The sequence below is a fragment of the Peribacillus sp. YIM B13481 genome (genome assembly GCF_042787985.1).
GTDB classification, from domain to species: domain Bacteria; phylum Bacillota; class Bacilli; order Bacillales; family DSM-1321; genus Peribacillus; species Peribacillus simplex_A.
Genome location: NZ_JBHZPE010000002.1, coordinates 159,260 through 178,060, shown reverse-complemented (window position 1 = coordinate 178,060; position 18,801 = coordinate 159,260). Strand labels below are relative to the sequence as shown.

The 18,801-nt window shown below is 42.6% G+C and carries 22 protein-coding genes, 1 pseudogene and 1 other annotated feature; of the genes and pseudogenes, 19 read left to right on the top strand and 4 right to left on the bottom strand.

Features of this window, described 5'->3' with window-relative positions:
* Positions 1-17 precede the first annotated feature (17 nt).
* The 4 genes from mutM to ACFX4X_RS02345 all read left to right on the top strand — a co-directional run bounded on the left by mutM (position 18) and on the right by ACFX4X_RS02345 (position 3,381).
* Positions 18-848, top strand: coding sequence for a DNA-formamidopyrimidine glycosylase (gene mutM / locus ACFX4X_RS02360; RefSeq protein ID WP_377381268.1), 831 nt, complete (start codon positions 18-20; stop codon positions 846-848).
* A gap of 80 nt (positions 849-928) precedes the next feature.
* Positions 929-1,561, top strand: coding sequence for a sporulation membrane protein YtaF (gene ytaF, locus ACFX4X_RS02355; protein WP_061464349.1), 633 nt, complete (start codon positions 929-931; stop codon positions 1,559-1,561).
* A gap of 24 nt (positions 1,562-1,585) precedes the next feature.
* The gene (coaE, locus tag ACFX4X_RS02350) at positions 1,586-2,185 is read left to right on the top strand and encodes a dephospho-CoA kinase (protein ID WP_377381265.1); all 600 of its coding nucleotides are present in this window, start codon (positions 1,586-1,588) and stop codon (positions 2,183-2,185) included.
* A 158-nt stretch (positions 2,186-2,343) separates the two neighbouring features.
* The gene (locus ACFX4X_RS02345; protein WP_377381262.1) at positions 2,344-3,381 is read left to right on the top strand and encodes a glyceraldehyde-3-phosphate dehydrogenase; all 1,038 of its coding nucleotides are present in this window, start codon (positions 2,344-2,346) and stop codon (positions 3,379-3,381) included.
* A gap of 194 nt (positions 3,382-3,575) precedes the next feature.
* Here the strand turns inward: ACFX4X_RS02345 and ACFX4X_RS02340 are convergent.
* A pseudogene (locus tag ACFX4X_RS02340) lies at positions 3,576-3,777 on the bottom strand (IS5/IS1182 family transposase); the annotation flags it as partial.
* 534 nt (positions 3,778-4,311) lie between these two features.
* Between ACFX4X_RS02340 and speD the strand changes: the two are divergent.
* The 13 genes from speD to ACFX4X_RS02275 all read left to right on the top strand — a co-directional run bounded on the left by speD (position 4,312) and on the right by ACFX4X_RS02275 (position 14,415).
* Positions 4,312-4,692: an adenosylmethionine decarboxylase gene (speD, locus tag ACFX4X_RS02335; RefSeq protein ID WP_034311443.1), complete on the top strand. Its 381-nt coding sequence runs from the start codon at positions 4,312-4,314 to the stop codon at positions 4,690-4,692.
* 268 nt (positions 4,693-4,960) lie between these two features.
* Positions 4,961-5,422, top strand: coding sequence for a transcriptional regulator NrdR (gene nrdR, locus ACFX4X_RS02330; RefSeq protein ID WP_034309080.1), 462 nt, complete (start codon positions 4,961-4,963; stop codon positions 5,420-5,422).
* A gap of 64 nt (positions 5,423-5,486) precedes the next feature.
* Positions 5,487-6,899, top strand: a complete 1,413-nt coding sequence (locus ACFX4X_RS02325; RefSeq protein WP_377381259.1) for a replication initiation and membrane attachment family protein — start codon at positions 5,487-5,489, stop codon at positions 6,897-6,899.
* Positions 6,886-7,824 (top strand): primosomal protein DnaI, encoded by a 939-nt coding sequence (dnaI, locus tag ACFX4X_RS02320; RefSeq protein WP_061464344.1) that lies wholly within the window; start codon positions 6,886-6,888, stop codon positions 7,822-7,824. Before ACFX4X_RS02325 ends, dnaI begins: the two co-directional genes overlap by 14 nt.
* 121 nt (positions 7,825-7,945) lie before the next feature.
* Entirely contained in the window at positions 7,946-8,782 is an 837-nt protein-coding gene (gene ytxC, locus ACFX4X_RS02315; protein WP_061464343.1) for a sporulation protein YtxC, read from the top strand.
* Between the two features lie 413 nt (positions 8,783-9,195).
* On the top strand, positions 9,196-11,127 hold the full coding sequence (thrS, locus tag ACFX4X_RS02310; protein WP_061464342.1) for a threonine--tRNA ligase: 1,932 nt from the start codon (positions 9,196-9,198) through the stop codon (positions 11,125-11,127).
* Between the two features lie 105 nt (positions 11,128-11,232).
* A complete protein-coding gene (locus ACFX4X_RS02305) occupies positions 11,233-11,403 on the top strand; it encodes a hypothetical protein (RefSeq protein WP_155727366.1) in 171 nt (56 codons plus the stop codon).
* 51 nt (positions 11,404-11,454) lie between these two features.
* Positions 11,455-11,949 (top strand): GNAT family N-acetyltransferase, encoded by a 495-nt coding sequence (locus ACFX4X_RS02300; protein ID WP_377381254.1) that lies wholly within the window; start codon positions 11,455-11,457, stop codon positions 11,947-11,949.
* A 125-nt stretch (positions 11,950-12,074) separates the two neighbouring features.
* Positions 12,075-12,211, top strand: a sequence feature (ribosomal protein L20 leader region).
* Between the two features lie 98 nt (positions 12,212-12,309).
* Positions 12,310-12,810 carry a translation initiation factor IF-3 gene (infC, locus tag ACFX4X_RS02295; protein WP_057911473.1) on the top strand — a complete coding sequence of 167 codons (501 nt, stop codon included), beginning with the start codon at positions 12,310-12,312 and terminating at the stop codon, positions 12,808-12,810.
* A 34-nt stretch (positions 12,811-12,844) separates the two neighbouring features.
* Entirely contained in the window at positions 12,845-13,045 is a 201-nt protein-coding gene (gene rpmI / locus ACFX4X_RS02290) for a 50S ribosomal protein L35 (RefSeq protein ID WP_034309070.1), read from the top strand.
* Between the two features lie 35 nt (positions 13,046-13,080).
* The gene (gene rplT, locus ACFX4X_RS02285) at positions 13,081-13,440 is read left to right on the top strand and encodes a 50S ribosomal protein L20 (protein WP_034309067.1); all 360 of its coding nucleotides are present in this window, start codon (positions 13,081-13,083) and stop codon (positions 13,438-13,440) included.
* Between the two features lie 69 nt (positions 13,441-13,509).
* Complete coding sequence (locus tag ACFX4X_RS02280) at positions 13,510-13,785, top strand: DUF1294 domain-containing protein (RefSeq protein ID WP_377381251.1); 276 nt, start codon at positions 13,510-13,512, stop codon at positions 13,783-13,785.
* 60 nt (positions 13,786-13,845) lie between these two features.
* Positions 13,846-14,415, top strand: a complete 570-nt coding sequence (locus tag ACFX4X_RS02275; protein ID WP_061464339.1) for a TVP38/TMEM64 family protein — start codon at positions 13,846-13,848, stop codon at positions 14,413-14,415.
* 54 nt (positions 14,416-14,469) lie between these two features.
* Here ACFX4X_RS02275 and ACFX4X_RS02270 read toward each other — a convergent pair whose 3' ends face one another.
* Positions 14,470-14,847 carry a hypothetical protein gene (locus ACFX4X_RS02270; protein WP_061464338.1) on the bottom strand — a complete coding sequence of 126 codons (378 nt, stop codon included), beginning with the start codon at positions 14,845-14,847 and terminating at the stop codon, positions 14,470-14,472.
* A gap of 109 nt (positions 14,848-14,956) precedes the next feature.
* Between ACFX4X_RS02270 and ACFX4X_RS02265 the strand changes: the two genes are divergently transcribed.
* Positions 14,957-15,445, top strand: coding sequence for a dUTP diphosphatase (locus tag ACFX4X_RS02265; RefSeq protein ID WP_061466158.1), 489 nt, complete (start codon positions 14,957-14,959; stop codon positions 15,443-15,445).
* Between the two features lie 64 nt (positions 15,446-15,509).
* On the top strand, positions 15,510-16,595 hold the full coding sequence (locus ACFX4X_RS02260; RefSeq protein WP_377381247.1) for a M42 family metallopeptidase: 1,086 nt from the start codon (positions 15,510-15,512) through the stop codon (positions 16,593-16,595).
* Positions 16,596-16,655: 60 nt separating this feature from the next.
* Here the strand turns inward: ACFX4X_RS02260 and ACFX4X_RS02255 are convergent, their stop codons facing one another.
* Together ACFX4X_RS02255 and ACFX4X_RS02250 are read right to left on the bottom strand one after the other, a co-directional pair.
* Positions 16,656-17,360, bottom strand: coding sequence for a LutC/YkgG family protein (locus ACFX4X_RS02255; protein WP_317776950.1), 705 nt, complete (start codon positions 17,358-17,360; stop codon positions 16,656-16,658).
* Complete coding sequence (locus ACFX4X_RS02250) at positions 17,354-18,784, bottom strand: LutB/LldF family L-lactate oxidation iron-sulfur protein (RefSeq protein ID WP_289319919.1); 1,431 nt, start codon at positions 18,782-18,784, stop codon at positions 17,354-17,356. The genes ACFX4X_RS02255 and ACFX4X_RS02250 overlap by 7 nt, the downstream gene beginning before the upstream one ends.
* Positions 18,785-18,801 lie beyond the last annotated feature (17 nt).

Sequence of the window (18,801 nt, the reverse complement as noted above, 5' to 3'; positions counted from 1 at the left end):
AAAGATAGGTGATTGTAATGCCAGAACTTCCAGAAGTGGAAACAGTCAAAAGAACGTTAGAGCAGCTCGTACTTGGAAAAGAGATCAAGGAAGTGTCCGTCTTTTGGCCAAAGATCATTAAAGCGCCTGAGCCTGTCGAACAGTTTCAGGATGCTTTAAGAGGGCAAACGATTCAGAGTATAGGTCGTCGGGGCAAGTTCCTCATTTTCACCTTGGATGATTATTCGATGGTTTCGCATTTAAGGATGGAGGGGAAATACGGGGTGCATCCAAAAGAAGAGCCATACGATAAGCATACACATGTGATCTTCACTTTCACGGATGGCAGTGAGCTTCGGTACAGGGATGTCCGGAAATTCGGAACGATGCACCTGTTTGCCAAAGGAGAAGAGTTTGAGCGGTTGCCGCTGCTGCATTTAGGACCTGAACCGTTATCTGAAGAATTTACTGTCGAGGGGCTAAGTGCGAAATTGGCCAAAACCAACAGGAAAATCAAGCCGGTTCTCCTTGATCAAACGGTTGTCGTTGGAATTGGGAATATATATGTGGACGAGTCATTATTCCGTTCCGGTATCCATCCGGAGAGAATAGCTTCTTCACTATCCTTGCAGGAAATCAAAAAGTTGCATGCGGAAATCATTGCAACATTGGGTGAAGCGGTGGAAAAGGGTGGGAGTACGATTCGTTCATACCTCAACTCTCAAGGGCAAATCGGCATGTTTCAGTTGGAACTGAATGTCTATGGACGAAAGGGTGAGGAATGCAAAACATGCGGCACGCCACTTGAAAAGCTGGTTGTTGCAGGACGCGGCACACATATTTGCCCGTTGTGCCAGCCGCTTATTTAACTAATGTTTTTTAAAAACACATCGGATGGGCTCCTACCATATACTAGGGTAGCAACGAGAAGGGAAGGAGTAATATTCCGATGTGGCTACAAATTATTTTTCTTGCTTTTGCAGTTAGTATTGACGGATTTGGCGTAGGTTTGACTTTTGGTATGCGGAAGATGAAAATCCCCTTAAAGTCAATAGCGGTCATTTCATTTTGTTCTGCTTTGAGTTTAGGCATAGCGATGGTCATCGGTCAATTCATCAGTCAGCTCATATCTATCGGGGCGGCTGAAAAAACCGGGGGCATCATCCTCATCTTTCTTGGTGCCTGGATGGTATACCAATACTTTAGGCCTGACAAAGATTTGAAAGATGATAGATATCATGAAAAGATCATCTTTAATTTTGAAATTAAATCACTTGGGGTAGCCATTAATATTTTACAAAAACCATTGAATGCCGATTTTGATAAATCAGGTACGATTACGGGTGTTGAAGCGCTTGTCTTGGGGTTTGCACTTTCACTGGATGCGTTCGGGGCTGGAGTCGGAGCAGCCATGATCGGGATTTCACCGATTATCCTCGCAGTATGCATCGCTGTTATGAGTTCAATTTTCATTTGGAGCGGACTGCAAAGCGGGAAATTGCTTTCGAATAATAAAGTTGTCCAGCATTTAACCTTTCTTCCAGGTGTACTATTAATTATAATCGGCTTATTCAAGTTATGATACATGGTTTAAAAGGGGGAGCATATGGGACAAATCATCGGAATCACTGGAGGCATCGCCAGCGGGAAAAGCAGTGTCAGCCTCTATTTACAGGAACTCGGATTCACGATTGTAGATGCAGATCTGGCTTCCCGTGCTGTCGTTGAGCCAGGTGAAGACGCCTATCATCAAGTTGTGGAGGCGTTTGGAGAAGATATCTTATTGGCGGATGGGAATATAGATCGCGTAAAGCTGGGGTCGATAATATTCCATGATCAGGAAAAGAGATTGCTATTGAATGGCATCGTTCACCCTGCCGTCAGGAATTGGATGCGCCTCAAAACGGAAGAGGCACTCGCTGCAGGGGAAGAAACGGTATTCATGGATATTCCGCTCTTATTTGAAAGTAAGCTGACATTCATGGTGGAAAAGACGCTTTTGATATATGTCGATGAACAAGTTCAATTGGAACGTTTAATGAACAGGAATGGTCTATCTGAGAAGGATGCGCTTGCCAGGATCCATTCTCAGATGCCCTTGGCTGATAAAAAGGCTTTAGCGGATGCCGTCATCGATAATAATGGGGACATTAAGGAAACGAAGAAGCAGGTGAAGGCCCTGCTTATCGAATGGCATGTCATATAGTTGTGATAAAAGGAAGAAATCTTCGGGTTTCTTCCTTTTGTGTTGAAAAAATAAAACAATCCGCATTTTTATTAGCACATTTCAATCTAATTATGTTATACTAATTACATGTGAGAGGTAATAAGTATAACATTAATATTTTCAGGAGGGTCCGAACAATGAATTCAAGAATAGCAATTAACGGATTTGGGAGAATTGGAAGAATGGTTTTCCGAAAGGCCATATTAGATGAGGGTTTGGACATTGTTGCCATTAATGCAAGCTATCCTGCTGAAACTTTAGCACACTTACTAAAGTATGATACGATACATGGTAAATTCGACGGTATCATTATAGCGGAAGATGATTCACTTGTAGTGAATGGCCGCCGAGTACAATTGATAAATAACCGCGATCCAAAGCTATTGCCTTGGAAAGAGATGAACATAGATATTGTAATTGAAGCTACTGGAAAATTCAATGATCGTTCTAAAGCGGCTCTTCATTTAGAGGCAGGGGCAAAAAGGGTGATTTTATCAGCACCAGGTAAAAATGAAGACGTTACCATTGTCATGGGCGTCAATCAGGAAGTTCTGGAAATTGACAAGCATTTTGTCATATCCAATGCATCTTGTACAACTAACTGTCTTGGACCGGTTGCAAAAGTGCTTGATGAGAAATTCGGCATTAACAATGGTTTAATGACAACGATACATTCTTATACAAATGATCAAAATAATATCGACAACCCGCACAAAGACTTAAGACGTGCTCGTGCCGCTGCGGAAAGCATCATTCCTACGACCACAGGAGCTGCAAAAGCGATCTCTTTGGTGTTGCCTCAATTAAAAGGCAAGCTTCACGGAATGGCGATACGCGTACCGACACCTAACGTGTCCCTAGTCGACCTTGTTGTGGATTTAAACTGTGATGTCACGATTGATGAAGTGAATCAAGCGTTCATCGACGCTTCAGAAAATGAACTTAAAGGAATCATGGAATTCACGATGGAACCTTTGGTTTCCAGTGATTTCAAAACTAATCCTCACTCTGCCATCATCGATGGTTTGACAACGATGATGATTGGTGACAGGAAAGTTAAAGTCCTGGCTTGGTATGATAATGAGTGGGGTTACTCCAACCGGGTAGTGGACCTTGTAAAATTAGTTGCATCCGAGTTGAAAAAAACCTCCGAAGTTGAATTATCAGTAAAATAATGAAAAAATCGAGCCTGCTAAATTTTTTAGCGGGCCCAGTTTGTAGACAAAAAGGTTTCGGAATGGTCACATTCCGAAACCTTTTTGATTTTTTATTGGATTTGAAGCAGTTAGAGAGAATAGTGACCCAGCGCATACCATGCTTTTCCTTTGCATCTGCGGAAACTCTCCTGGTTTTCCAACTTTCTGGAATTCACTGGTTCAACCAGAGGCTCTAAGATATGACGATCATGCGTATCGTCCCCAACAAAAATGCATTGAAGTTCGATGCTGCATGAAACGAATAGGCAAACTTGTTTTGTTCGTTCATCTTTCACATAGTAGCTACTCTTCAGGATTAGTTGAACTGTCCTTAATCCCCTTGTTCTCTGCCTTAAATAGACTATAGGTAAAAGGATTCTATCTTGAAACAAAGTTGATTGGAGCGGGTGTTCGAGGCTCCTTTCGGGAAAAGCGCGTCAAAGGGAGACCCCACAGGCGCAATGGCGGACCGCCCGCGGAAAGCGAGTGCCCCACGTTCCAATAAACGGCCAAATATTAAAAACATAAAAAACAGTAGACAAACTCAATTATTATCGAGTTTGTCTATCTGCTAAATTTTTTTAGCAGACTATTTTTAATTCATTGATCATCAATTTCTGGCTGCCTTATGGCGCTGAATAAACACACGAAAACAGAATTTGCCCCACATTGGGACCTCCCCCATATCTTTATTACATAAAAAGTTTATCTATCCAAAAATTCAATTTGGAGTTGCAAAAAAAATTTAAACCATATATACTATGAATCGTGAACTTCTTCAAAAGCGGTTTGCATGATGGCTACTTAAAGGGTTAGGACCTCTTTGGACTAACTTTCCCCCGTGGTAGTTATCAGACTTATTTTTTAATCATGGTAAGGGGGAAGCTTAATATGGAAACTGCTTACACTATGGAAACTATGGGTAGACATGTCATTTCTGAACTTTGGGGTTGTGACTTTGAGAAACTGAACAATATCGATTTGATTGAAAAGATTTTTGTTGATGCTGCTTTAAAATCAGGTGCAGAGGTACGAGAAGTTGCCTTTCACAAGTTTGCTCCACAAGGAGTTAGTGGGGTTGTCATCATTTCTGAATCACACTTAACGATTCACAGTTTTCCTGAACACGGCTATGCCAGCATTGATGTCTATACATGCGGTAACTTGGATCCGAATATTGCGGCAGATTATATTGCAGAAGCTTTGAATGCGCAAACACGCGAGAACATAGAATTACCACGTGGATTAGGTCCTGTACAAATGAAAAAAGCCAATATAAGTGCCCTATAAAAAACACGTATACACAGAGATGCCATGGGTGCATCTCTTTTTTAATGCAATGAATCCGATCTTGCTTCAATTTATAAGGGTACGTATCCCAGAGCACAAAGACTTTGATAACGGTGCTTCTAGTGCGTGATATAAAGTGCCTGCTGCTGGAAGTTACACTTTTTACTTGTACTGGCCGTTCCTTTTAATATAAGATTAAGATAGAAAAGTAATTCCTTGGGGAACATTTAGATAGGGGAGTCCTACATAAAATACGGAGCTGATAATGATGAAATGCCCATCATGTCAATATAACGGAACAAGAGTGCTCGATTCCAGGCCAGTCGATGAAAGTAAATCGATTCGACGACGCCGTGAATGTGAGGCATGTGGTTTTCGATTCACGACATTTGAAAAGGTGGAGGAAACACCGCTCATTGTAGTGAAAAAAGGCGGTACACGGGAAGAGTTCAGTCGTGATAAAATCCTGCGTGGCTTAATCAGGGCTTGCGAAAAACGTCCGGTTCCCTTGAAAGAACTAGAGCAAATTACCAGTTATGTAGAAAAAGAACTACGCAACCAGGGCATATCGGAAGTGAAAAGCGACAGTGTCGGCGAAATGGTGATGGACAAGCTGGCAGAAGTCGATGAGGTTGCCTATGTTAGATTCGCATCCGTCTATCGACAATTTAAAGATATCAATGTCTTTATCGATGAATTGAAAGATTTAATAAATAAAGAAAGAAAGTAGAGCTGAAGATTTACTTTGGCTCTTTTTTCACTACATCTTTTGAAAGGTTTGAATGGAGATGTCAATGCATTGGCAAGAATTGCTCCCAGCTGATCCATATTTGGTCTCATCTGCGGGGCTGCTTCATGATTATGATCGGAAAATACTTACCCGACTTTATCAACCTCTTATTGGACCTATCTGTATTAGCCTATATATGACGTTATGGAGTGAGCTGGAGGAAAACAGGCTATGGTCGGAAACCTCCTCACATTATCAATTAATGAATACAATCGGCCTTAAGTTAGGTGATATTTACGAAGCCCGGCTTTTACTTGAGGGAATCGGTTTGTTGAATGTATATAAGAAATCGAAAAATGAGACAAAGGAATTTATCTATGAGATAAATCCGCCGCTTTCCCCCCAACAGTTCTTCACGGATGGAATGCTGAATATCTATTTATACAAAAAGATCGGTAAAGCACAATTCAACCGGTTAAAGAGATTCTTTTGTGATGATCATATCTTAACGGATCAATATGAAGGTGTGACTAAATCTTTTGCGGAGGTATTCTCATCAGATCATTTGGACTCTTTATATGTAACGGATGAAGCAAAAAACGAATGGAACCCCATTCCTGATCAGCAATATATCGACCGGACGGATGGCGTCGAGCCTTCGGGATTTGACAACTTATTCGATTTTGAACTTTTATTAGCCGGGATGAAATCTTCGATCGTACCGAAAAAGGCCTTTACTCCGAAAATTAAAAGTACGATTGCCAAACTTGCTTTTTTATATGGCATTGATCCGCTTGAAATGCAAAAACTAGTAATGGATGCCGTTTCATTGGATGATGAGATCGATGAGGAAATGCTCAGGAAGGCGGCAAGGGACTGGTATCAGATCGAACGGCAGGCAGACATGCCTTCCCTGGTCAATCGGGTGCAGCCGATTCGTGAACGGACCCAAAAAGAAGAACCGAAAACACAGGAACAAGAGCTAATCCGGCATTTGGAGACGATATCCCCACGGGAGCGGCTAATGCAATTGTCCGGCGGCGCAGAGCCATCAAGCGGTGATTTGAAAGTGGTGGAGGGCGTGATGATCAACCAAAAGCTGAATCCTGGTGTCGTCAATGTCTTGATTGAATATGTCATGCTCAAAACGGATATGAAGTTCACGAAGGGCTATGTGGAAAAATTGGCAGGCCATTGGGCACGGCTGAAGGTCTCCACCGTCCTCGAGGCGATGGAACTAGCTAAAAATGAACACCGGAAATATCAGGACTGGGCTCAAGGGAGCAGGAATGCTGCGAAGGGCGGCCGGAAAAAGACGATACGGGAAGAAGTGGTTCCTGAGTGGCTTGAGAAAAAAGAAGAAGCACAGCAAGAGCAGAATGCGGATCAGCCCGAATTGAATGCCCAGAAACGTGAGCTTCAGGAAAAATGGAAGCAGTGGAAAGCAGGAGGTGAAATGAACGATGGAAAAGATTAATAGATCCCTGAATAAATTGGCCAATACAAACCAATTTCAACAGCGTTATGAAAAGCTGAAACAGGAGATTTTTGAAGATGAACAGGTGCGGTTATTTTTGAATGCCAACAGTTCGACGGTCACGGAAGACATGATCGAAAAAAACTTGGGGAAGCTTTATGAGTTCACTTCACAAAGCAATAAGTGCGATAAATGTCCAAGCTTGGACGGCTGCATCAATATGATGCAGGGGTATTATCCCAAATTGGTCGTTCAAGGGAAGGCCCTGAATCTGCATTATGAAATCTGCCCGCGGAAATTGGCAGAGGATGAAAAGCGGAAACGTGAAAAATTGATCCGCAGCCTTTACGTGCCGAAGGATATTTTAAAGGCGACCATTGATGACTTCACTCAAACGGATGATCAAAACAAACGCTTAGGTGTTTTAAGTAAAGCGATGTCGTTCATTATGGAGTATGAACCAGGCAAAAGGCAAAAAGGCTTATATATATATGGTAAATTCGGTGTTGGGAAAACGTATTTATTAGGTGCGATTGCCAATGAACTTGCAGAAAGGCAAATTTCCTCCCTTATTGTCTATGTACCTGACTACTTGAGGGAACTTAAGGGTTCGATAGGTGACAATACGGTCAATGAAAAAATTGAGATGGTGAAAACGGCACCGATCCTCATGCTGGATGATATTGGAGCGGAGTCCATGACAAGCTGGGGACGCGATGAGGTTTTTGGCCCGATTTTGCAATTTAGAATGCTGGAAAACCTTCCGACGTTTTTCACTTCGAATTTTGACATGAATGGCCTGGAGAATCACCTGACCTTTTCACAGCGTGGTGAAAAGGAAGAAGTGAAGGCGGCCAGGGTACTGGAAAGAATTCAATATTTAGCGGAGCCGGTCAAGCTTGATGGCGTGAATCGGAGAAGATGAAGAAAAGTGGTCTCTTAATGGAGGTCACTTTTTTCTTCTTACAAGGTCCATCCCACTTCTAAACACGTCCCCATCCCCATATACATGAAAAAAGAAGCAAGGGGGAAGGGGGGATGTCGTAGTGCAAATTTCGTTTCAAAACGATTCAGAGGCATTGAAATTACTGGATTTCGTTTCTGTCCATCCACTGGGGGCAGAATTTCAAGCATACATTCGATTTCTTCCGCAACAAGGCATGCATGTGGATATGACGGAGTCTTCAGGTGATAAGTGGCTAATTCTGCTTCGTGATGCATTTCATTCTTTTTTATTGGAAGAAAAGACGCTTCCTGTTCTGGAGCAAATAATAGTCGGTAAATTTTTTTATAGGGAACGGGAAGAAATTGAAGCCATCATTGAAATTGCATCATCAATCATCGAGGTGGAAAGAGCCAGGAATCAAGAGGAAGCATTCAGTACGGAGAAACGATTGATTGAGGAAGGACTTCAAAGCATCTTGGCTGGAAAGGTATCTTTTTCATTCGATTCTTTTACGACCTTCCGTTTAAAATCATTTCAGCAAACTTTGGAAAAGTATGTCGTCAAGGCGATTGATGAATATAAGCTAGAACAGGACTATCAAAATTTCATTGCCACTCTCCGTGATTGCCTTCATGGGCAGGAGTCGAAATTAAGAAAGCTTCACTTGGTCAACCGGGATGGTTTTCATTTCTATGATCAGAAATTCAGCAAACTCGACCGTCCAAAAATCAATAGTATGATCGACAGGAGGCTTCTTGCCAAAAGTTCACTTTTTCTCGATACGGTGATACTTGCCCCGCTTTTATCGATTGCTCCTGAAAACTTGTGCATCTATACCGATGACAAGGAAGAAGGGCTGATTCAGACCATTTCAAGGATTTTCGAAGAACGGGCGACCGTCCTGCCGCTTTCGTCCTTTTCAAATGCATTTGAATAATCTTTCTTCGTAAAAAGAAAATTAACCTTGATTTTCACTGTATAACAAATTATAATTTCCTACATACTATTAAAAAACTAAAAGTTATGATGAGGACAAGGGTATTCTAGTCGCCGATTATCAGAGAGGGGAGCCAACAGGCTGTAAGCTTCCTATTCGCATGGAACACTTACCACCTTTAAACTTCGGCTCGGAAAGCAGGCATTTTGCGAATATGAGCTGACGGGAAGCTGCCGTTACCAAGTTACAAGTGCCGTTTTGCCGTGAAAAGCAAGATGGAACGAGGGTGGAACCGCGGGTTAATGATATTTATTACTAAGCTCGTCCCTGTTTTATACAGGGGCGGGCTTTTTGTGTTGTAATGGAATCAAAAACCCTTAATTTGTTTGAACAATAAGAAGGAGTGAAACGGAATGTCTGAATTACTGAAAATATCTTTTCCTGACGGAGCTGTCAAGGAGTTTGCTAAAGGCACAACAACTGAAGAAATCGCTGCATCCATCAGTCCTGGTTTAAGGAAAAAATCCATTGCTGGAAAATTCAATGGTGAATTATATGATTTGAAACGCCCGATTGAACAAGACGGCACAATCGAAATCGTAACACAGGACGCAGCGGATGCTCTTGAAATATTGCGTCACAGTACAGCACACTTGATGGCACAAGCGATCAAACGTTTGTACAAAAATGCCAAATTCGGTGTAGGGCCAGTCATTGAGGGCGGTTTTTACTACGATATGGATCTGGAGGAATCATTGACTCCTGAAGACCTTCCATTGATTGAAAAAGAAATGAAGAAAATCGTCAACGAAAACTTGGAAATTTCCCGCATCGAAGTGAGTCGTGATGAGGCCATTTCCCGTTTTAAAGAAATAGGCGACGAGTATAAACTGGAGTTGATCGATGCGATTCCAGCCGATCAGCAAGTAACGCTCTATGAGCAAGGGGAATTCTTTGACCTTTGCCGTGGAATTCACGTTCCATCAACTGGAAAAATCAAAGAATTTAAGCTATTGAGCATCGCTGGTGCATACTGGAGAGGCGATAGCAAAAACAAAATGCTTCAGCGCATTTACGGAACGGCTTTCTATAAAAAAGAAGATTTAGCCGAACACCTGCGTTTCCTCGAAGAAGCGAAGGAACGTGACCACCGTAAAATCGGTAAAGAATTGAACTTGTTCATGAGCTCACAAAAAGTGGGACAAGGATTGCCGATGTGGTTGCCAAAAGGCGCGACCATCCGCCGGACAATCGAAAGGTATATCGTGGATAAGGAAGAACGCCTTGGTTACGACCATGTCTACACACCTGTAATGGGAAGCGTGGACCTTTATAAAACTTCTGGACACTGGGATCATTACCAGGACGGCATGTTCCCTGTCATGGAAATGGAAAACGAACAGCTTGTCCTGCGTCCGATGAACTGTCCGCATCACATGATGGTATATAAAAACAGTATCCACAGCTACCGCGAACTGCCAATCCGGATTGCCGAGCTTGGTTTGATGCACCGCTATGAAATGTCAGGTGCCCTTTCCGGCCTTCAACGTGTACGTGGGATGACATTGAATGACGCGCACATATTCGTCCGTCCAGATCAAATCAAAGAAGAGTTCAAGCGTGTTGTGAACCTGGTTCAGGAAGTATATAAAGATTTCGATATCAAGGATTATTCATTCCGTCTGTCATATCGCGATCCGCAGGATACAGAAAAATATTTCGATGATGATTCCATGTGGGAAAAAGCACAAAGCATGTTAAAAGGTGCTATGGATGAACTTGGTCTTGATTATTTTGAAGCGGAAGGTGAAGCGGCATTCTACGGTCCTAAGCTTGATGTCCAGGTTCGTACTGCCTTAGGGAAAGATGAAACGCTTTCCACTGTTCAGCTTGACTTCTTGCTCCCTGAACGTTTTGATCTTAATTATGTCGGTGAAGACGGCAAGCAGCACCGTCCGGTTGTAATCCACCGCGGGGTCGTTTCCACAATGGAACGTTTCGTCGCTTACTTGATCGAAGAATACAAGGGAGCATTCCCGACTTGGCTGGCACCTATCCAAGCACAAGTGATTCCGGTCTCACCTGAAGTGCACCTGGATTATGCGAAAGAAGTGCAGGAAAAACTTAAAGCGCAAGGCATTCGTGTCGACCTGGATACACGTGACGAGAAAATCGGTTATAAAATCCGTGAAGCACAAATGCAAAAAATCCCGTACATGCTGGTTGTTGGAGACAATGAAGCCAAAGAAGGCAGTGTGAATGTACGAAAATACGGTGAACAAAAATCGGAAACAATCGCTTTTGAAGATTTTGTTGCGGCGATTAAAGCGGAAGTAAGCCGTTAACAGCAAAAGGGGGGCACATATCGTTGTGTCCCTCTTTTTAATTAAGGCATGATAAAATGAAACCATCATGTGAATATATGTCCGGCAATGAAAAGGAGGGTCAGCATGAAAAAGAAATTTTCTTATCTATTTGGGCCAACATTCCTTGCCATCATCATCTTATTGTTATTGGATGGTTATCGGCAATATGCGATTGTCCCGGTCCTGATTTTTTGGATAGCTCTATATTCTTGGGACACCATTGAGAAAAGGAAAAAGGCGAAAGAAAACTCTTAACATTTGATGGTTCTATCCGTATGGCCTGTAAAAAAAGAGGGAGTGGAAGAGATGGAAATTCGAAAGGCTACGGGGCAAGATGCAGGGAAATTGGCAGCTCTGATCAATCATGTTGAAGATTCCGGGTTCATGTTGTACAACCCGGGGGAAAGAAAAGCAACGGAGAGTAAATTGGAGAGGCAAATCGAGCAAATTGAAAATAACCCCCGCTCCGTTTTCCTCGTTGCAGCAAGCGGCGGCGACTTGATAGGGTATCTCATCTTATTGGGCAATAATCTTAGCAGAACAAAGCATTCTGCCAAAATTGTTATCGGCATCTCCGAACAAGAGAGAGGAAAAGGAGTCGGTACGAAGCTGTTTCAAAAAATGGAGGAGCAAGCATTTGAATATGAAATCCGGCGCCTTGAATTGACCGTTATTGCCAACAATGAACCGGCACTTTCCCTTTATAAAAAGATGGGTTTTGAACTAGAAGGAACGAAACGGGACTCATTATTTTTCGATGAAAGCTATCATGACGAATACTATTTGTCTAAATTACTTTAAAAAACGTATTGTCAAATAACAGAATGTCTGATAATATTAATTTTGTTGTGAAAAACGTATAAAATAGCATTTGACAAGTCATCAGTGTTTATGATATATTTCTAAAGTGAATTGAATACGTGTTTGAGGAAAAGAAGAAGCACCCGCTTCTCACCTGGTTGACGCAAGCAATGCAGTTAACAGGTCATGATTTGATTATTTGGATCTTTCTGAATGAGTCTATCAGTGTGGGTGCAGCATGCATCCACACTTTTTTATTATGATTAAATCCTGTAAGCGAGTTGTGAGCGTGACCGAATTGATTCAAATATTCGTATTCGCCAATATCTTTGGAGGTGGCTAACTATTAGTAAAGACGCGATGGTAAACGAGGGCATCCGAGCCCGTGAAGTTCGTCTTATTGACCAAAACGGAGAACAACTTGGAATTAAAACGAAATTCGAAGCATTGGAAATTGCCGCTCGTGTAAATCTTGATCTAGTTTTAGTTGCTGCAAATGCAAAGCCTCCGGTAGCCCGGATCATGGACTACGGAAAACACCGCTTCGAGCAGCAAAAGAAAGACAAGGAAGCACGTAAAAATCAAAAGGTCATCAGTCTTAAAGAGGTTCGTTTGAGCCCGACGATTGAAGAACATGATTTCAATACGAAGCTTCGCAACGGTATTAAATTCCTTGAAAAAGGCGATAAGGTAAAAGCTTCTATCCGATTCAAAGGACGTGCCATTACACATAAGGAAATTGGTCAACGTGTACTCGTTCGTTTTTCTGAAGCATGTAAAGAAGTGGCTACAATCGAGCAACATCCAAAAATGGACGGACGCAGCATGTTCATTATCTTAGCACCAAAAGCTGAAAAGTAATTGTAAAGTAATTTGTAATGAGGAGGAATACCTTATGCCTAAAATGAAAACTCACCGCGGATCTGCTAAACGTTTCAAAAAGACTGGATCCGGCAAACTTAAGCGTTCTAACGCTTACACAAGCCATTTATTTGCTAACAAATCTACTAAGCAAAAGCGTAAGCTTCGCAAAGCTAGCCTTGTAAGCAAAGGTGACTTCAAACGTATTCGTCATATGCTAGACAATATTAAATAAGTTCGATTTATCGAGTTAAATAGGAGGGAAATAACATGCCACGTGTAAAAGGCGGTACTGTTACTCGCAAACGTCGTAAAAAGGTAATAAAATTAGCTAAAGGTTACTATGGCGCGAAACATATTCTTTTCAAAGTAGCTAACCAACAAGTAATGAAGTCAGGAAACTATGCTTTCCGTGACCGTCGTCAGAAAAAACGTGATTTCCGCAAACTTTGGATCACTCGTATCAACGCTGCAGCACGCATCAACGGTCTTTCTTACAGCCGTTTAATGCATGGTCTAAAGCTTGCTGGTATCGAAGTGAACCGCAAAATGCTTGCAGATCTTGCTGTTGCTGACGAACAAGCTTTTGCTCAATTAGCAACTGCTGCTAAACAACAATTAGACAAATAAGTCTCACTGATATCAGCCACTCTCTTTTCAAGAGGGTGGCTTTTTACATAGTTAAAGGAGGAGATGAGGATGCAAGTAGCATGGTTCATTGTAGCTTATGTGATCATCACGAACATCATCGGTTTTGCCATAATGGGAGTAGACAAAAGGAAAGCGCGTAATCGGGAATACCGGATCAGCGAAAAGACACTTTGGTTTTGGGCGGTTATAGGTGGAGGAACAGGGTCATTTCTGGGGATGAAGCATTTCCGCCATAAGACGAAGCATGCCGCTTTCAAGTGGGGCCTGCCGATATTGATGATTATTCAAATGGGCTTATTGATTAAGATATTCATACAATGGTAATATGTAGCCCGTATGATGTATATGCTTGTAGAAGCAGCAAAGAGTAGCTGGAGGGAGAGCATGAATGATAAACTGACACTTGTGATGAGCTACGTTCAATCAGGCAGCGTGTTTGCACCGTTGATATTTATCACTTTTCATCTATTAAGGCAATTTTTATTCATTCCCGTCATTGTAGTTTGCATGTCCGGCGGAGTTTTATTCGGGGCAGCTTTAGGAACCATATATTCCGTAATCGGTTTGACGTTGTCCAGTATGGCCTTTTATTTCGTGATCGGCAAATTTCCGAAAACAAAGGATAAGCTGCTGCGCCTTAAGAATAAGCTGTTTGGAAACCGAAAGCTAAACAGCCGGCAAATTGCAGTACTGAGACTAATACCATTCATACATTTTTATCTTTTGTCGCTTTGCTTATTGGAATCCAATAAAGGATTGAAAAACTATTTTTATCTATCCTTCATGACTAATATCCCCGTAGCCTTCGTATACACGGTTTTTGGCCACTATATTGCAGATTTCAGTCCGACTCTGATCGTCATTATTTTATTATCATTGACCTTATTGCTATATTTATTGAGGGAGAAGCAGACGGTCGTACCATGGAAGGAATTTTTCCGTTCACATGATTAATATGGAGCCTTGAGTTCGTTTCTCAAGGCTCTTCATAACGCGCGGTATTTTTCACTATTCCAAAAATTCCTTAACTGGGCTTTTCCAATCAATGACGGCATCCGGATATTGTTTTTTTATGGCTGCCTCGATTTTTAAAAAGTCATTTCGCTTCAAGCCTTTCAGGCCTGCCACTTTTTTCGGCCATATGAAGATGGAGATGACTTCAAAGGAGCGTTCCGTCGTACCTAAATACTTTTCCCCTTCAAACATCACCCCGTTGTATGTCAGTAAAAAATTCTTTCGTATATTGGCTGTATCATCGAGCAAAAAGAATTTTTTCTGTTCATGTGCCAGCTCTAATTTTCTTTTCGGATTAAATAGGTATTTGATGACTGTATATATTAAGAAGATGATGAGAGCCAAAATAATGAACCGCATGATCAATACCATGGAGCTACCTCCCTAAACAGAGTGATTCCCTTCATTTACGTATGGGTTTTTAATAAGTTTCATTTATTTGATATAATTTAAAGGAAGACGATAGAAAGTAGTGATGATAATGAACATAGGTAAATTATTGGACATGCAGGCGGCTTTAGATGAGCATATACAATCCAAGCATGATTTGGGTGCTGAAGACTTGGTGGAACGTAAGATACTTGCCCTTTTAGTGGAGCTTGGCGAGCTGGCTAATGAAACGAGATGTTTTAAATTCTGGAGTCTAAAAGGCCCCTCTGATAAAGAAACGATTTTAGCTGAATATGTGGATGGCATTCATTTCATTTTGTCACTCGGGATCGAACGGGGATTCGTGCCGGAAGTCCCATCTTCCCTCAAGGTGCAGCATAGGGATTTGACAGCTCAATTTACTGCCATTTACGGCTACATCAGTGAATTTCGCACGCAATTGACAGAGTCATCTTTCCAAAAGGTTTTTGCTGAGTATTTGCATTTAGGGGAGTTGCTTGGATTTTCGGCAGTGGATGTGGAAAAAGCATATGTAAGTAAAAATGAAGTGAACTATGAACGGCAAAAGCAAGGCTACTGATTGTTAATGCAATCGATTTTATGTATAATTATTCTTATAATGTAATTAATAGGGAGGTAAAAGCATGGTTCAATTAGATGAAACGTTAAGAATGCTGCGGGATTTAACGGATGCTAAGGGCATTGCAGGAAATGAAAGTGAAGTAAGAAAAGTGATGACCGAATACATAACACCATTTGCTGATGAAATATCGACAGATGGCCTGGGAAGTTTGATTGCGAAGAAAACGGGAGATGCAAACGGTCCGAAAATCGTTGTTACGGGGCATATGGACGAAGTCGGTTTCATGATTACCCAAATTGATGATAAAGGATTTTTGCGTTTTCAGCCGGTAGGAGGCTGGTGGTCACAGGTCATGCTGGCCCAACGCGTGACGATCGTTACAAGTAAAGGTGATGTAACTGGCATTATCGGTTCCAAGCCGCCACATATCCTGTCAGCGGAGGCGAGGAAAAAGCCGATTGATATTAAGGATATGTTTATTGATATTGGTGCAACAAGCAAAGAAGAAGTTAGCGAATGGGGTGTGAAGCCAGGGGATATGGTTGTGCCATATTTTGAATTCACGGTCATGAATAATGAAAAGATGCTGCTTGCCAAAGCCTGGGACAATCGAATTGGCTGTGCAATTGCCATTGATGTGCTTAAACAGCTGAAAGATTGCGACCATCCTAATGTAATTTATGGAATTGGTGCGGTGCAAGAAGAGGTCGGCCTGCGTGGTTCTAAAACATCCACATTCAAAATTCAGCCGGATATCGGTTTTGCCGTCGATGTCGGCATAGCTGGTGATACACCGGGGGTATCCGATAAAGAAGCGATGAGTAAGATGGGTGAAGGTCCGCAAATCGTCATCTATGATTCGTCGATGGTGGCGCATAAGGGATTACGCGATTTCGTCACCGACACGGCTGATGAAATGAATATTCCTTATCAATATGAATCGATTCCGGGTGGTGGGACGGATGCCGGCTCCATCCATTTGACGGCAAATGGAGTACCTGCTCTGGCGATCACGATTGCCACACGCTACATTCATTCACACGCAGCAATGCTTCACAGGGATGATTATGAGAATGCCGTTAAGCTCATTGTCGAAGTGATCAAACGCCTGGACCGTGAAGCGGTAGATCGGATCATTTACGAGTAAGAGAGTGAAATATGAAAATGGAGAGGGCCTAATTAGGTCCTCTCCATTTTTTCCTCATTTCTATTTATCTTCGACGATTATATAGACCGCTTTGATTGGCCCATGGACGCCGACGACAAGATCCATTTCGATATCGGCGGAATTGCTCGGTCCTGTTATGAAATTAATGCAGGAAGGAACGATTTCGCCCCGGGTTACTTTCGAACGAATGGCCGCCGCAGCCTGGGTCATTCGCGGAACGATAGTGCTTTTTGGAATGATGGAAACATGGCAGGAAGGAAGGAAGCTGATGGAACGGCCGTGGTCCTTGTCGCTGAACAAGACGACGGTCGCTGATTCAGCTAGTGTCATTTCACTGAATGTGATTCCAATGTTAGCACTCTCGGCTTTCTCGATATTTTCTTTCCCTGCTTGGTGATCCCATACATGGACATCTTTTTCCTTTAAGATATCCTCTAACTTATAGGCAGAAAATCGATCGTCCTTAGGGATGATCAAGGGGCCATTTCCAAGTTCCTCGATCACCTGTTTTAAACACTGCATCACTTGCTTGGAGTCGGTAAGGTGAAACTGAGTATGTACCCGTTTACATTGCTCCTCCAATTCCGCGACAAGATCATTTGGTGTCGCATGTTTCAAAACTTCTTTTTGGGGGGCATGCTTCCATACGGGAACGGAAATGCCTTCCGTAATAGGAGCCCTTCCCAGGTTTTTGGCTATATTGTTTAAAAATGTCCCTTCATTGTGGATGGTTCCATTCATGATGGTTTCCCTCCTGTTTCCCGATTTTTGAACCAGTCCCGAAAGCTCTCTTTCCCTGGAGCAGGGAACTCGCGGCTTTCTGTCCAAGTTTTGAGTGGTCCCGGTCCTTTTGAGATGATATCCCCAGTTTTAAAAGGAGACATCGCTGATGGGGCCATTTTGGAACCGAACTTATAAAGCATAGGCGAGGCCGCACCGATTCCAAAAGCCTTCATGGCCATCTTTTCTGTAAATGGAGCCATTTTTTCCTTTTCAACGATGACTTCACGATGCTTCCTCAGTAAATCGTGGAGAGGGATCTTTACCGGGCAGGCATCAGTACAGGCAGCACAAAGAGTTGAGGCATACGGCAGCTCCTTGAAATCATCATACCCTCCGAGCAAGGGTGAAAGCACAGCACCGATTGGTCCAGGATATATTGAACCATATGAATGGCCGCCAACCTGGCGATAGACCGGGCATACATTTATACAGGCAGCACAGCGAATGCATTGAAGAACGGATTGAAATTCAGTTCCTAAAATGGAGGACCGTCCATTATCTACGATCACAAGGTGGAATTCCTCAGGTCCGTCTACATCGCCTTCATCACGCGGACCGGTAAGTGTGGTGATGTAACTGGTCAATCTTTGACCGACAGCGCTTCTTGTCAATAAACTGACAAGGACTTCGAATTCATCGAATGTAGGCACAAGCCGTTCCATTCCCATCACGGTGATTTGCGTTTTTGGAAGGGCAGTGACCAAATCGGCGTTTCCTTCATTCGTCACCAAACCGATCGAGCCCGATTCCGCAATCGCAAAGTTGCAGCCGGTAATTCCCACATCGGCGTTTAAGAAATCTTTCCGGAGAATGCCCCGGACATGGGCGGTTAGCTCTTCCGGTTTTTCGGTTTGCGTATACGCAAGCTTCTCTTTAAAAACATCTCTTATCTGTTCTTTATTTTTATGGAGAGCAGGTGCCACGATATGGGAAGGGGGATCATGATCATCCACTTGTAAAATGTATTCACCAAGGTCCGTTTCAACGACATCGAGGCCAACTGCTTCCAAAGTTGCATTCAAATTGATCTCTTCCGTGACCATCGATTTGGATTTCACGACTTTTTTGGCATTCTTCTTTACAATGACATCTTTGATATAGCCGCTTGCTTCCTCAGCCGTTTCAGCGAAGAAGACATGACCGCCCCTTTTCGAAACGTTTTCTGCAAGCTGGTGCAAATAGAAATCAAGGTTGCTGAGCACATGCTGCCGGATTTCTTCCCCAAGGGAACGCCAATCCTCCCAACTTCCCAATTCATCAACGGCCATCAGCCGCCGTCCGTGTAATCGTTCTTGGGCACTCGAAACGGCCAAACGCATAAAATCATTATGTATTCCTTCATCCACCCGGTCTTTAAACTTGGCAGAGCTGGTTTTCATAGCCATCGTCTTTCCCTCCTCGC